The sequence below is a fragment of the Streptomyces sp. NPDC003284 genome (assembly GCF_053589675.1).
In genome coordinates this window covers 229,645-243,609 of record NZ_JBSFSI010000006.1, presented here as the reverse complement: position 1 = coordinate 243,609, position 13,965 = coordinate 229,645, and the positions used below count along the sequence as shown (strand labels likewise).

Below are 13,965 nucleotides of genomic sequence, written 5' to 3'. Positions count from 1 at the left end.
CTCTCCTTCTGTCCTTTCCGCTTCGAAAGCGACCGCTGTGACGCCTGAACCCCAGCACCTGACCGGTCCGGACGACCGCATCCCCGCCCCGCCCCCCGGCTGCCCCGCGCACGGCGCGCACGGCGTCGGTCCCGGTGGGCTGCACCGCCTGCACGAGGCGCCCGACCTCGGCGACCTGTACGAGCAACTGCGCGACCGGCACGGCCCGGTGGCGCCCGTGCTGCTGCACGACGACGTCCCCATGTGGGTGGTCCTCGGCCACACCGAGAACCTGCACATGGTGCGCACCCCCTCGCAGTTCACCCGGGACAGCCGCATCTGGACCCCGCTCAAGGAGGGCATGGTCAAGCCCGACCACCCCCTCATGCCGCACATCGCCTGGCAGCCGATCTGCTCGCACGCCGAGGGCGACGAGCACAAGCGGCTGCGCGGCGCGGTCACCGCGGCCATGGCCACCATCGACCACCGCGGGCTGCGCCGCCACATCGGCCGCGCCACCCAGCGCCTGGTCAACCGCTTCTGCGGGACGGGCCGCGCCGACCTCGTCGACCAGTTCGCCGAGCATCTGCCGATGGCCGTGATGTGCGAGGTCCTCGGCATGCCCGAGGAGTACGGCGACCGGCTGGTGCAGGCCGCCCGCGACATGCTCAAGGGCACCGAGACCGCCATCGCCAGCAACGACTACATCATGGGCTGTCTGAGCGGGCTCGCCGCCCGCCGCCGGGCCCGCCCCGAGGACGACTTCACCAGCCACCTCATCGCCGACCCGGCCGGTCTGAACGACGAAGAGGTCGGCCAGCACCTGCGGCTGGTGCTCATCGCCGCCTACGAGGCCACCGCGAACCTGCTGGCCAACACCATCCGCCGGGTGCTCACCGACCCGGGGTTCCGCGCCCAGCTCAACGGCGGGCAGATGACGGTGCCGGAGGCGGTCGAGCAGTCCCTGTGGGACGAGCCGCCCTTCAGCACCATCTTCGCCTACTTCGCCAAGCAGGAGACCGAGCTGGGCGGCCAGCGCATCCGGCGCGGCGACGGGCTGCTGCTCGGCATCGCGCCCGGCAACGTCGACCCCCGGGTCCGGCCCGACCTGGCGGCCGACATGCAGGGCAACCGGTCCCACCTCGCCTTCAGCGGCGGCCCGCACGAGTGCCCCGGCCAGGACATCGGCCGGGCCATCGCGGACGTCGGTGTGGACAAGCTGCTGATGCGGCTGCCCGACATCCGGCTCGACTGCCACGAGGACGAGCTGCGCTGGACCGAGTCGATCGCCTCGCAGCACCTGGTGGAGCTGCCGGTGCGGTTCACCCCGCGCCCGCAGCAGGACGTGATGGCCCAGCCGAGCCACACCCCGATGCCGGTGCCGCAGCCGCGCACCGCCTGGGAGATCAGCACCGTACCGGCCACGCCCGCACCGTCCCCCGAGCCCGTGCCGGACGAGGGGACGGCCGCTGCCACGGTGTCGGCGGGCCCCTCGCGCGGCCGGACGGCGGTGGCCGCCGAGGCGCCCGCACGCCCGGCGTCCGCGCCCGCGGCCACCGCCCCCGCGGCGCCGACCGCCCGGACCGCCGGGACCACCGGCACCGGGGTCGGGATCGGCGGCGGCACGGGCACCGGCCCCGGCGCGGACCCCGGCGGCGACTTCGTGCCGGACCGCCCGCTCGGCGCCTGGCAGCGCTTCCTGCGCTGGTGGCGCGGCTACTGACCCGCTTCCCACGCGGCCGGGGACTCCCAGGCCCGCAGGGTCCGCCCGCTGCGCAGCCGGTGCTCGGCGCCCGTGACCGGGTCGGTGAACTCCAGCTCCCGCGCCAGCAGTTGCAGCGGGCGCCGGAAGTCACCGGCCGGGCCGGGGCCGGTCACCACCGGGTAGAGCGGGTCGCCGAGGATCGGCACGCCCAGCGCGCTCATGTGCACCCGCAGCTGGTGCGTCTGCCCGGTGGCCGGGGTGAGCCGGTAGCGGGCCAGGCCGTCCGCGCGGTGTGCGAGCAGTTCGACGTGCGTGAGCGCGTTCGGCTCGCCGGGCACCTCGCGGGCGGCCAGCTCCCCGCGCTCCTTCACGATCCGGCTGCGCACGGTCCGGGACAGGGCGAGCGCGGGATCGTACGGCGCCACGGCCTCGTACACCTTGCGCACCCGCCGGTCGCGGAAGAGCGTCTGGTACGCGCCGCGCTCCTCGGGCCGCACCGTGAACAGCACCAGCCCGGCGGTGAGCCGGTCCAGGCGGTGCGCGGCGCCGAGCGCCGGGAGAGCCAGCTCGCGGCGGAGCCGGGCCAGCGCGGTCTCGGCGACATGGGTGCCGCGCGGGGTGGTGGCCAGGAAGTGCGGCTTGTCCGCGACGACCAGGTGCTCGTCGCGGTGGACCACCTCCAGCGGGAACGGCACCGGCACCTCGTCGGGCAGCTCCCGGTGGAACCAGACGAACATCCCGGGCTCGTACGGCGCCTGTGGTGCCACCGGCCGTCCGTCGGCGCCGATGATCCGCCCCTGGTCGAACATCTCGGCGACCGCGCCGGGAGCCGCCCCCGACAGCCGCTCCACCAGGTGCTCGCGCACCGTCGCCCACGTCCCGTCGGCGGGCAGCCGCACCCGCACCGGGTCCACGCCCCGCAACTGGGGCAGCGGAGCGGGCGGTGCGGAGCGGGAACGGCGTCTCATCCGCAGCAGCCTACGAGCCGCCGCACCCGGAGGAAAACCGCTGGGCCGCCCGGTCCGCGCCCGGCAGGATGCGGACCATGCCCGACCTCACCGCTCCCGTCCTGCCCGCCCACGCCTTCTCCCGTGCGCCGCAGCCCGCAGTGCCCACCGGCGACGGACTCCTGCTGCGTCCCTTCCGGACCGGGGACGCGCCCGCCGTGCACGCCGTCTTCCAGGACCCGGTCATGCACCGGTGGCACCTGCGCTCCGCCGGTTCCGAGGAGGAGGTGACCGGCTGGATGGCCCAGTGGCACGCGGCCTGGGCGGCGGACCGGGAGGCCCACTGGGCGGTGACCGAGGACGGCGGCGCCGGGCGTCTGCTGGGCCGGGTCGCGCTGCGCGAGGTGCGCCTCGCGGACGGCGCGGCCGAGGTGGCGTACTGGACGGCGCCCGAGGCCCGGGGCAGGAAGGTGGCCGCCCGTGCCACCGCCGCGCTCGCCCGCTGGGCGCTGGAGGAGACCGGCTTCCACCGCCTGGAACTGCTGCACGCCGTGGCCAACGAGGCGTCCTGCCGGGTCGCCGCCCGGACCGGCTTCGCGCTGGAGGGCACCAAGCGCCGCTCGGGTCTGCACGCGGACGGCTGGCACGACATGCATCTGCACGCCCGGCTGCGGGGCGACTGAGCGCGGACCGCGGATACGGGCGACGACGCGAGGGGCGGCCCCCCGCGTGCGCGGGTGCCGCCCCTCGGGGTGCGTCCTCGGCTCAGGCGGCGCTCGGCGCGCCCTCCTGCTCGGCCTCGATACGGGCGTTCCACTCGGGCTTGGAGGCCTGCCAGCCGTCCTCGTTGTGGCCCAGGCGCCAGTAGCCGGAGATCGACAGGTCCTCGCGGGGGATGCCGTGCTCGACGCGCAGCAGCCGCCGCAGGTCCTTCACGAAGGCCGCCTCGCCGTGCACGAAGGCCTGCACGCGGCCCGCGGGGAACTCCAGCGCCCGTACGGCCTCGACCAGGGCCTCGCCGACGGGCCGCTCGCCGCGGTGCAGCCAGACGACCTCCACGTCGGAGTCGATCTTCTGCTCCTCCTCGGGGCCGGAGACCTCCACGAAGGCGTGCGCGGTGACGCCCGGGGGCATGGCCTCCAGGGAGCGGGCGATGGCGGGCAGGGCGCTCTCGTCACCGGCCAGCAGATGCCAGTCGGCGGTGGGGTCCGGGGCATAGGCGCCGCCGGGGCCCATGAAGCGCACCACGTCGCCCGGCCGCACCCGCAGCGACCAGGGGCCCGCCAGGCCCTCGTCGCCGTGCACCACGAAGTCGACGGCCAGCTCGCGGTGCTCGGCGTCCCAGGCGCGCACGGTGTAGGTCCGGGTCACCGGCCACTGCTCGGGCGGGAACTCCTCGCGGACGCGCTGTAGGTCGAAGGGCTCGGGATAGGTGACGCCGGGGGCCGGGAACAGCAGCTTCACATAGTGGTCCGTGCAGGTGTCTGCGGCGAAGCCGGCCAGCTCCTCGCCGCCGAGCACCACGCGCTGCATGTGCGGAGTGAGCCGTTCGGTGCGGACCACCCGCGCGGTGTGGGCCCTTCGCGGCTTGCGCGCCGGACGTTCTGCCATGACGGCCTCCCAGTTCACTTGCTTAGGCTTACCTAAGTTAGCACCTTCCGCCGGGCGGCACCTCTTCCGCGGGGACTTCCCCCGTGCGCGTCGTCGCTCTGTGTCACGCCTCCAGGGTGCTGACCAGGCGCTGGAGGGAGCCGCCCAGTCCCCAGCGGCCGGACAGCTCCGTCAGTGCCGCCGCGTCGCGCGGGGTGCGCGGCAGCGCCGTGTCGACGTCCGGCAGCGGGACGTCCCGGGCCACGCGCACGACCTTCGGGGCCACCGCGAGATACGGGCGTGCCTCGTCGAGCCGTCTGCGCTGCGCCGGGGTGAGCTTCGCCCGCGGGTCGTCGACCGCGGCCATGATCCCGGCCAGGTCGCCGAAGGCGTCGAGCAGCCGGGCCGCGGTCTTCTCCCCGATGCCGGGCACGCCCGGCAGGCCGTCGCTCGGGTCGCCGCGCAGCAGTGCCAGGTCCGCGTACCCGCTGCCGTCGACCCCATACTTCTCGCGCAGCACCGCCTCGTCGGTGAGCTGGAGCGTGCCGACACCCTTGAGCGGGTAGAGCACGCGCACCCCGCGCGCGTCGTCCACCAGCTGGTACAGATCGCGGTCGCCGGTGACGATGTCGACCGGGCCGGTGGCGCGGGTGGTGAGGGTGCCGATGATGTCGTCGGCCTCGTACCCGGCGACGCCCACGCGGGCGATGCCGAGGGCGTCGAGCACCGCCTCGATGACCGGGACCTGCGGCGAGAGGGTGTCGGGCACCTCTTCCTCGTCCGGGCCGCCCGGGTGCTCGGCGGCCACGCGGTGCGCCTTGTAGGACGGGATCAGCTCCACCCGCCAGTGCGGCCGCCAGTCGGCGTCCATGCAGGCCACCAGCCGGGCGGGCCGGTGGTCGCGGACCAGGCGGTCGATGAAGTCGAGCAGTCCGCGCACCGCGTTCACCGGGGTGCCGTCGGGGGCCTTCACGGACTCCGGGACGCCGAAGTGGGCGCGGAAGTACAGGGAGGCGGTGTCGAGGAGCATCAGGGGTCCGGTCACGCCTCGCATCATGCCGTACGCCACTGACAGTCACCCGGCGCCGTGTGAGCCACGCCACTTTTGTGTTTGCCTCCGGGGGACCTGGGCAGGCGCGGGCCCGAGCGAAGGTAGTTGCGTTATTCAACTGTTACTGATCCTTCGCAACTGTCCCTGTCCCCTATGACGAGAGGTGCGCGTGGCATCCAGGCTTGAGGCCCAACACCTGTACAAGGTGTTCGGCAGACGACCCGACGAGGCAGTGGAGAAACTCCGGCAGGGTGCCGACCGCGACGAACTGCGGGCCGGCGGCACCACCGCCGCCGTCATCGACGCCTCCTTCACCGTGGACCCCGGACAGATCTTCGTCGTGATGGGGCTGTCCGGCTCCGGCAAGTCCACACTCCTGCGGATGCTGAACGGCCTCCTGGAGCCGACCGCCGGGCAGGTGCGCTTCGACGGCGAGGACCTGACCGCGCTCACCGACCGCGAACTGCGCGAGGTCCGCTCGAAGAAGATCAGCATGGTCTTCCAGCACTTCGCGCTCTTCCCGCACCGCAGCGTCCGCGACAACGCCGCGTACGGCCTGGAAGTGCAGGGCGTGCCCCGCGCCGAGCGCGCTCGCCGCGCCGACGAGGCGCTCGCCCTGTGCGGCCTGGCCGGCTGGGAGGACTCCTGGCCCGACGAGCTGTCCGGCGGCATGCAGCAGCGCGTCGGCCTCGCCCGCGCACTCGCCACCGACGCCGACCTGCTGCTGATGGACGAGTCCTTCAGCGCCCTGGACCCGCTGATCCGCCGCGACATGCAGGACCAGCTGCTCCAGCTCCAGAAGACCCTGAAGAAGACGATCGTGTTCATCACCCACGACCTCAACGAGGCCATGCGCCTGGGCGACCGCATCGCCGTCATGCGCGACGGCCGGATCGTGCAGAACGGCACCGCCGAGGACATCCTGCTGCGCCCGGAGGGCGACTACGTCGCCTCCTTCATCCAGGACGTCGACCGCTCCCGCGTCCTGACCGCGGAGTCGGTCATGGACCGCGAGGTGCAGGGCGACGAGGCCGACTGCGGCTGCGAGACCGCGACGCCGCACACCCCGTTCACCGAGCTCTGCGCGCTCAGCGCCCGGCTGCCCCACCCGGTCGCCGTGCTCGACGAGCACCGCGAGCTGGTCGGCGTCGTGCCGCGCGGGCGGCTCATCGGCTTCCTCGCCGACGAGTCCGACGCCGCCGACGCCGCGCCCGTGACCTGCGACGCGCCGCGTGGCAAGGACGGCAAGGACGGCAAGGACGGCAAGAAGGAGGCGGCCCGTGCCTAGGATCCCGCTCGGCGACTGGGTCAACTCCGCGGTCGACTGGCTGCTGGGCCATGTGTCCTGGCTCTTCGACTTCTTCAAGACCGTCTTCACCGGCGCCTACGACGGCATCAACGCCGTCCTCCAGGCGCCCGAGCCGCTGCTGCTGGCCGGCATCTTCGCGGTGCTCGCCTTCTGGCTGCGCGGCACCCTGGCCGGTGTCCTCGCCTTCGTCGGGTTCGCCTTCATCGACTCCCTCGGGCTGTGGGACGACGCGATGGTCACCCTGGCGCTCGTCCTGGTCGCCACGATCATCGCCCTGGTGATCTCCGTCCCGGTCGGTGTCTGGGCGGCCCGCTCGGACCGGGTCAGCGCGATCGTGCGGCCCTTCCTGGACTTCATGCAGACGCTGCCGGCGATGGTCTACCTCATCCCGGCCATCCTGTTCTTCGGCACCGGCGGCCCCGCGGGCATCGTCGCCACCCTGATCTTCGCGCTCGCCCCCGGTGTGCGCATGACCGAGCTGGGCATCCGCCAGGTCGACAAGGAGCTGGTGGAGGCCGCCGAGGCGTTCGGCAGCACGCCCCGCAGCATCCTGCTGCGCGTCCAGCTGCCGCTGGCGCTGCCCACCGTGATGGCCGGCGTCAACCAGGTGATCATGCTCGGCCTGTCCATGGCCGCGATCGCCGGCATGGTCGGCACCGGCGGCCTCGGCGGCGACGTCAACGAGGCCATCGGCCAGCTCGACGTCGGCCTCGGCTCCGAGGCGGGCGTCGCCATCGTGATCCTCGCGATCTACCTGGACCGTATGACCAACGCCCTGGGCACCCAGGTCTCGCCGCTCGGCCGCCGGGCCGCCGCCCGCGCCCGCGCGCTGGCCGGTCTGAAGATCTGGTCGTACCGGCCCAGCCCGCAGATCGCCGTGATCGGCGTGGTCGTGCTCGCGCTGGCCGCCGGCGGCATGGGCGTCTTCGGGGGCGGCGACAGCGCCACCGCCGCCGACGACGGCCAGAACGTCGGCAAGGGCAAGAAGGTCACCATCGGCTACATCCCCTGGGACGAGGGCGTGGCCTCCACCTTCCTGTGGAAGGAGGTCCTGGAGCGGCGCGGCTACAAGGTCGACGCCCGCCAGTTCGACGCCGGACCGCTCTACACCTCGCTCGCCCAGGGCAGCGTCGACTTCGAGACGGACTCCTGGCTGCCCACGACCCACGCGCAGTACTGGAAGAAGTACGGCGACCGGCTCGACGACCTCGGCTCCTGGTACGGGCCGACCTCGCTGGAGCTGAGCGTGCCCTCGTACATGAAGGACATCAACTCCCTCGACGACCTCAAGGGCAAGGCGTCCCTGTTCGGCGGGAAGGTCACCGGCATCGAGCCCAGCGCCGGTGAGATGGCCCTGCTCAAGAGCAAGGTCCTCAAGGACTACGGCCTGGACAAGGAGTACAAGGTCGTCGACAGCTCCACGCCCGCCATGCTGGCCGAGCTGAAGCGCGCCTACAGCAAGAAGGAACCGGTCCTCGTCACCCTGTGGTCGCCGCACTGGGCGTACAACGACTACGACCTGAAGAAGCTCAAGGACCCCAAGGGCGCCTGGGGCAAGGGCGACGGCGTGCACACGCTGTCCCGCAAGGGCTTCGCCGACGACAACCCGGTCGTCGGCAACTGGCTGAAGAACTTCAAGCTGGACGAGAAGCAGCTCACCAGCCTGGAGGCCGAGATCAACAAGGCCGGCAAGGGGCGGCAGCAGGACGCCGTGCGCACCTGGCTGAAGGCCAACCCGGGCGTCGTCGACAAGCTGGCCCCGGTGCCCGGCGGCGCCGGGAGCACCCCGGCCGAGGCCAAGCGCGCGCTGAACGTCGCCTGGTTCCCCTGGGACGAGGACGTCGCCGTCACCCACCTGTGGAAGCACGTCCTGGAGCGGCGCGGCTACAAGCTGAACCTCAAGCAGATGGACGTCGGCCCCGTCTACACCGGCCTGGCCGGCGGGGACATCGACCTCAACTTCGACGCCTGGCTGCCCTACGCCCAGAAGAACTACTGGGACAAGAGCAAGGACAAGCTCAAGGACCTCGGCACCTGGTACCAGCCGACGTCCCTGGAGATCGCCGTGCCGTCCTACGTCAAGGACGTGAAGTCCCTGGCGGACCTGAAGGGCAAGTCGTCCGAGTTCGGCGGGAAGATCATCGGCATCGAGCCGGGCACCGGTGAGATGACCCTCCTCAAGAGCAAGGTCCTGCCCGGCTACGGCCTGGACAAGGAGTACAAGGTCGTCGACGGCTCCACGCCCGCGATGCTCGCCGAGCTGAAGCGCGCGTACGCCAAGAAGCAGCCCGTCGCCGTCGTGCTGTGGTCCCCGCACTGGGCCTACAGCCGCTACGGTCTCACCAAGCTCGCCGACGACAAGAAGCTCTTCGGCGAGGGCAACACCATCCGCACCATCTCCAGCCAGAAGTTCCCCGAGCAGTACCCGCAGCTCACCGAGTGGATCAAGAAGTTCCGGATGAGCGAGGACGAGCTGGGCAGCCTGGAGAGCGAGATCAACGCCCGCGGCAAGGCCCAGGAGGACGAGGCCGTCGACGCCTGGATCGCGAAGCACCCGGACGTCGTCCAGCGGATGACCCCGCAGTAGCGGCACCGGCGCCGCGCCCGGCGGCCCGCCGCACCGCACACCGCCCGAGGGGCGGGTCCGGCCACGCACCTGACGGTGTGGCCGGACCCGCCCCTCGGGCCGTCCACCGGGCGGATCCGGACAATCACGGACCGTCACCTCATCGCCCGGTACGGCACCGGAGCCCGTACGGTGGCTGTGAGCGCGACCGGAGCGCGGCGTGAACCAGGGGGTCGCGACGACGGGAGGCGTACGGGGAAGTGACGGGCACGTGAAACGGTTTGCCGAACATGCGTAGGGTGCAGACAACTCAACAGGAGCGGTACGCCCCGGCACGGAGCCCGGGACGGACCGCGCGGGGGCGGACCGGCGAGCGGGCCCGCGGACAGCACGACGACGAGCGAAGGAGGGAGCCGGAGCGATGGGCGACCACAAAGAACAGCCCCTGCGCGTGGGCGCGGCCGTACGGCGGCGCCGCCGCGCGCTGAACCTCACCCTCGCCGTCGTGGCCGGGCGCAGCGGCCTGTCGGTGCCCTTCCTGAGCCAGATCGAGAACGACCGGGCCCGCCCCAGCCGAAGCTCCCTGGAGAAGGTCGCCGACGCGCTGCGCACCACCGCGGTGGAACTGCTGGCGGCGGCCGACCCGGCGTGCAGCGTCGACGTGGTCCGCGCCGAGCTGCCCGAGAGCGGCGAGCCGGAACCGGCGCCCCGGATGCGCGCCCTGGTCCGCGGCCACCACCAGCTGCACGCCTCGGAGTTCACCGGGGACCACGACGCCGGCCGCGAGTTCCAGCACCGCAACGACGAGCTGATGTACGTCGCCGACGGCGCGGTCGAGGTCGAGGCCGAGGGCCGCGCGTACCGGCTGGTGCGCGGCGACACCATGTATCTGACCGGCGGGGTGCGCCACCGCTGGCGGGCCACCGTCGCGGACACCCGCGTGATCGTGGTCGCGGTGGCCGAGCACATCGAGGCGGTGCAGGACCGGACGCGCTGATGGTCCGCGTCGTCTCCCTGGTCCCCTCGCTCACCGAGGCGGTCGCCGCGACCGTGCCCGGCGCGCTGGCCGGCGCCACCGACTGGTGCAGCCACCCGGCCGGCCTGGACGTCGTCCGTGTCGGCGGCACCAAGAACCCCGACACCGCCCGTATCGCCGCCCTCGCCCCCGATCTGGTGATCGCCAACGAGGAGGAGAACCGCGCGCCCGACCTCGACGCGCTGCGCGCCGCCGGGACCGAGGTGCTGGTGACCGAGGTGCGGGACGTACCGGGCGCCTTCCGTGAGCTGGCGCGGGTGCTGACGGCCTGCGGGGCGGCGGCCCGGCCGCGCTGGCTGGACGAGGCCGAGGCCGCCTGGGCGGCGCCGCCCGCCCCCGAGGTCCGTACGACCGCCGTCGTGCCGGTGTGGCGCAGGCCCTGGATGGTGCTCGGCCGGGACACCTTCGCCGGGGACGTGCTGGCCCGTCTGGGCGTCGACCACCTCTACGCCCGCCACGCCGAGCGCTACCCGCGCGTCCCCGTCGAGGAACTGCGGGCGGCGGCCCCGGACGTCGTCGTGCTGCCCGACGAGCCGTACCGGTTCACCGCCGCCGACGGCCCCGAGGCCTTCGCGGGCCTGCCGTGCGCGCTGGTCAGCGGACGGCATCTGACGTGGTACGGGCCGTCGCTGGCCGAAGCGCCGCGGCTGCTGGGCGAGGCGCTGCGAGCAGCGCTCCGCTGAGCAGCCCGCGCGCGGTGTGCACGGCCGCGGCGGCCCACGCGGTGAGCAGCACCGCGTACAGGGCCACGGCGAGCGTGTCGTACGCGACGAGATGGGTGTGCCGGGCCAGGGCCGAGGCGCCGGTCACACAGGTGCCCACCGGGAAGGTGAAGGACCACCACGTCATGGCGAAGCCCATGCCCTGCCGGGCGGCGCGCACCACCTGGGCGGCGGCGAAGGCGAACCAGAGCACGGCGAAGCCCATGACCGGCACCCCGTACAGCAGCGCGAAGACCGCGAAACCCGTGTCGAAGGGGGCCGGTACGACGCCGGGCGCGGTGTCCGCGAAGGCACCGGCGGCCGTCGTCGACTGCCCCAGCGGGCCCAGCACCAGGAACAGCGTCGGCGTCAGCGCGAGCGGCAGCGGCCCCACCAGCAGCAGCCGGCCCAGCACCAGCGGCAGCAGGGCGAGCGTCGCCAGCAGGCTCAGCCCGAACATCGCCACACAGCCCAGCAGCAGGGTCTCCCGCAGCTGACCGGCCGGCAGGTGCAGCACCAGGGCGGGTCCCAGCGCGGCGGACACCATCGGCGCGACCACCGGCAGCAGCCACACCGGTGTCGTCTCGCGCGGCTCGATCCGGTGGTGCACGGCCATCAGGTACGGCACCGCGACCGCCGCCACCAGCCCGACCGCCGTACCGGCCGTGAACAGCACGGTGTCCAGGGCGAGCGCGGCGGACGCGCCGATCCAGTCCCGGCCCACCGAGAGCGCGCCGCCGCCCACGGCCAGCAGCGCCATCGAGAGGCAGCCGTAGAACGGGGCCGCCGCCGGGTCCAGAAGGTGCGCGCGGGCCTGGTCGCGGTGGTGGATCCAGTGCAGCGCGCGGGCCGTCAGCAGGACCGCGAGCAGGACCAGCGAGAGCGCCCAGACGGCCGCGCACACCGTGCGCAGCCCCGGGACGTGCACCGGCAGCGCCGCACCCGCCCCGGCGACGGCGGCGGTGCCCATGACCGAGCCGTACCAGTTGGGCCCCAGCAGGCGCAGGGCCGGGAGGCGGCGCGGCGTGGCCGGGCCGGGCATGCGGGCCGGGGAGGCCGAGGAGGCCGAGGAGGACGGACGGGAGTGCTGCGTCGTTGAATGGGCTGCGGTGACCATGACCTGAGGTTTTCGCAGGTCCGCTGCCCCCACCAGGGGGTTTGTCTCTATCGGGGCATAAGCTGGCTTTATGGGAAGGAGGCCGGAGGTGGACGCAGGCAATGGCGAGGGGCGGCCGCCCGGGGCGGCGCCGCTGGCCCACCGGGTGCCCGACCTGGGCGCGCTGGAGCTGCTCCTGGCGGTGGCGCGGCTGGGCAGCCTGGGCGCCGCCGCCCGCGAGCTGGGCATCACCCAGCCGGCGGCGAGCAGCCGGATCCGCTCCATGGAACGGCAGCTCGGACTGGCCCTGGTGGACCGCTCACCGCGCGGTTCCCGGCTGACCGACGCGGGCGCGCTGGTCACGGACTGGGCCCGGCGGGTCGTGGAGGCGGCGGAGGCGTTCGACGTGGGGGCGCAGGCGCTGCGCGACCGCCGGGACTCGCGGCTGCGGGTGGCGGCGAGCATGACGATCGCCGAGTACCTGCTGCCCGGCTGGCTGATCGCGCTGCGCGCGCGCCGCCCCGACACGGCGGTGTCGCTGCTGGCCGGGAACTCCGCGGTGGTCGCCGAACGGCTGCTGGCGGGCGAGGCGGACCTCGGCTTCGTGGAGGGGGTGTCGGTGCCGCCCGGACTGGACTCCGTGGTGATCGCCCACGACCGGCTGACCGTGGTGGCCGCGCCCGGCCATCCCTGGGCCCGGCGGCGGCGCCCGCTGGAGGCGGCGGAACTGGCCGCGACCCCGCTGATCCTGCGCGAGACGGGCTCCGGGACCCGGCAGGTGCTGGACGCGGCGCTGGGCGGGCTGGCCCGGCCGCTGATCGAACTCTCCTCCACCACGGCGGTGAAGGCCGCGGCCGTCAGCGGCGCGGGCCCGGCCGTCCTCAGCGAACTGGCCGTCGGCGACGAGCTGACCCTGCGCCGCCTGGTGACCGTCCCGGTCCGGGACGTCGCCCTCCGCCGCGACCTGCGCGCGGTCTGGCCCACCGGCCACCGCCCGACGGGCCCGGCCCGGGACCTGCTCTCCCTGACCCGGACCTGACCCGGACCTGACCCGGACCTGACCCGGACCTGATCCGGACCTGACCCGGGCCCGGCCGGGGGCGGGACCCGCGCCGGACGCGGGCGCGGGGTCGGTGTCCGGGCCGGTCCGTGTGTCAGGGCCGCGCGGAGTGGTCGTCGGGCGCCGCCGGGGGCCGACGAGTCGCCGCCGGGGGGCGTCCCCGCTCAGTCGCCGTCGTTCCCGGCCGCCGCCGCGACCAGGGCGCTCATGACCCGGGTGTCCTCGGCCATCTCCGGGTGCCACTGGACCCCCAGGGTCCAGGGCGCGCCGGGCGGTGGTTCGAGCGCCTCGACCGTGCCGTCCTGGGCGTGCGCCGAGGCGACGAGCCCGGCGGCCAGGCGGTCGACGGCCTGGTGGTGGTAGGCCGGGACGGTCGTGGGTTCCGGGACGGCCGCCGCGTACCGGGTGCCGGGCACCGGGACGACCGGGTGGGCGCCGAAGACGCCGACGGCCCCGGCGTGCCCGTCCAGGTGCTGCACCAGGGTGCCGCCCAGGGCCACGTTCAGCAGCTGCATGCCCCGGCAGATGCCGAGCAGTGGCACCCCGGCCGCCAGCGCGGCCCCGATCAGGGCGAGTTCCCAGGCGTCCCGGGCCCGCGCGGGCGGCCCCGTACGGGGATCGGGCGCGGCTCCGTACCGTACGGGCTCCACGTCCGGGCCGCCCGCGATCACCAGGCCGTCCAGCCGCTCCACGGCCGCCGCCGCCCGCTCGGGCGCGTCCGGCGGCAGCATCGCGGCGAGCCCGCCCGCGCGCTGCACCAGCCGCGGGTAGCCGGCCGGCAGCAGCGCGGCCTCCAGCTCCCACACGCCCCAGCGCGCGCCCGGCTCCAGATACGTACTGACGCCGATCAGCGGTCGTCGTGCGCTCGTCGCGGTCATCCGGCCCTCCCGGCTCGCAATGGTGTGCGTCCATACCTAACGCACCC

The 13,965-nt window shown here is 74.0% G+C and carries 12 protein-coding genes; 7 read left to right on the top strand and 5 right to left on the bottom strand.

Going from position 1 to position 13,965, the window contains the following annotated elements:
- Positions 1 to 37: 37 nt before the first annotated feature.
- On the top strand, positions 38 to 1,702 hold the full coding sequence (locus ACWDYF_RS15945) for a cytochrome P450 (protein WP_389464093.1): 1,665 nt from the start codon (positions 38 to 40) through the stop codon (positions 1,700 to 1,702).
- Here the strand turns inward: ACWDYF_RS15945 and ACWDYF_RS15940 are convergent.
- Entirely contained in the window at positions 1,696 to 2,652 is a 957-nt protein-coding gene (locus ACWDYF_RS15940) for an RluA family pseudouridine synthase (RefSeq protein ID WP_389464095.1), read from the bottom strand. The genes ACWDYF_RS15945 and ACWDYF_RS15940 overlap by 7 nt on opposite strands.
- A 77-nt stretch (positions 2,653 to 2,729) precedes the next feature.
- Here ACWDYF_RS15940 and ACWDYF_RS15935 point away from each other — a divergent pair, with 77 nt between their 5' ends.
- Positions 2,730 to 3,314: a GNAT family N-acetyltransferase gene (locus tag ACWDYF_RS15935; RefSeq protein WP_389464097.1), complete on the top strand. Its 585-nt coding sequence runs from the start codon at positions 2,730 to 2,732 to the stop codon at positions 3,312 to 3,314.
- An 82-nt stretch (positions 3,315 to 3,396) separates the two neighbouring features.
- Here ACWDYF_RS15935 and ACWDYF_RS15930 read toward each other — a convergent pair whose 3' ends face one another.
- Both ACWDYF_RS15930 and ACWDYF_RS15925 read right to left on the bottom strand, forming a co-directional pair.
- On the bottom strand, positions 3,397 to 4,242 hold the full coding sequence (locus ACWDYF_RS15930; protein WP_389464098.1) for a siderophore-interacting protein: 846 nt from the start codon (positions 4,240 to 4,242) through the stop codon (positions 3,397 to 3,399).
- A gap of 103 nt (positions 4,243 to 4,345) precedes the next feature.
- Positions 4,346 to 5,251 (bottom strand): 5'-3' exonuclease, encoded by a 906-nt coding sequence (locus ACWDYF_RS15925; protein ID WP_389464287.1) that lies wholly within the window; start codon positions 5,249 to 5,251, stop codon positions 4,346 to 4,348.
- Positions 5,252 to 5,441: 190 nt separating this feature from the next.
- Here ACWDYF_RS15925 and ACWDYF_RS15920 point away from each other — a divergent pair, with 190 nt between their 5' ends.
- From ACWDYF_RS15920 to ACWDYF_RS15905, 4 genes are all read left to right on the top strand, one after another.
- Positions 5,442 to 6,560, top strand: a complete 1,119-nt coding sequence (locus ACWDYF_RS15920) for a quaternary amine ABC transporter ATP-binding protein (protein WP_389464100.1) — start codon at positions 5,442 to 5,444, stop codon at positions 6,558 to 6,560.
- A complete protein-coding gene (locus ACWDYF_RS15915) occupies positions 6,553 to 9,168 on the top strand; it encodes an ABC transporter permease/substrate binding protein (RefSeq protein ID WP_018570323.1) in 2,616 nt (871 codons plus the stop codon). The genes ACWDYF_RS15920 and ACWDYF_RS15915 overlap by 8 nt, the downstream gene beginning before the upstream one ends.
- Before the next feature lie 400 nt (positions 9,169 to 9,568).
- A complete protein-coding gene (locus ACWDYF_RS15910; RefSeq protein ID WP_381737014.1) occupies positions 9,569 to 10,144 on the top strand; it encodes a helix-turn-helix domain-containing protein in 576 nt (191 codons plus the stop codon).
- Positions 10,144 to 10,866 (top strand): helical backbone metal receptor, encoded by a 723-nt coding sequence (locus ACWDYF_RS15905; protein WP_381737015.1) that lies wholly within the window; start codon positions 10,144 to 10,146, stop codon positions 10,864 to 10,866. Before ACWDYF_RS15910 ends, ACWDYF_RS15905 begins: the two co-directional genes overlap by 1 nt.
- Here the strand turns inward: ACWDYF_RS15905 and ACWDYF_RS15900 are convergent.
- Entirely contained in the window at positions 10,778 to 12,001 is a 1,224-nt protein-coding gene (locus ACWDYF_RS15900; protein ID WP_389464103.1) for a TDT family transporter, read from the bottom strand. The two genes, ACWDYF_RS15905 and ACWDYF_RS15900, sit on opposite strands and share 89 nt — an antisense overlap.
- A gap of 70 nt (positions 12,002 to 12,071) precedes the next feature.
- Between ACWDYF_RS15900 and ACWDYF_RS15895 the strand changes: the two genes are divergently transcribed.
- A complete protein-coding gene (locus tag ACWDYF_RS15895; RefSeq protein ID WP_381737017.1) occupies positions 12,072 to 13,019 on the top strand; it encodes a LysR family transcriptional regulator in 948 nt (315 codons plus the stop codon).
- Positions 13,020 to 13,204: 185 nt separating this feature from the next.
- Here ACWDYF_RS15895 and ACWDYF_RS15890 read toward each other — a convergent pair whose 3' ends face one another.
- Positions 13,205 to 13,918 (bottom strand): gamma-glutamyl-gamma-aminobutyrate hydrolase family protein, encoded by a 714-nt coding sequence (locus ACWDYF_RS15890; RefSeq protein ID WP_389464105.1) that lies wholly within the window; start codon positions 13,916 to 13,918, stop codon positions 13,205 to 13,207.
- Positions 13,919 to 13,965: the final 47 nt, after the last annotated feature.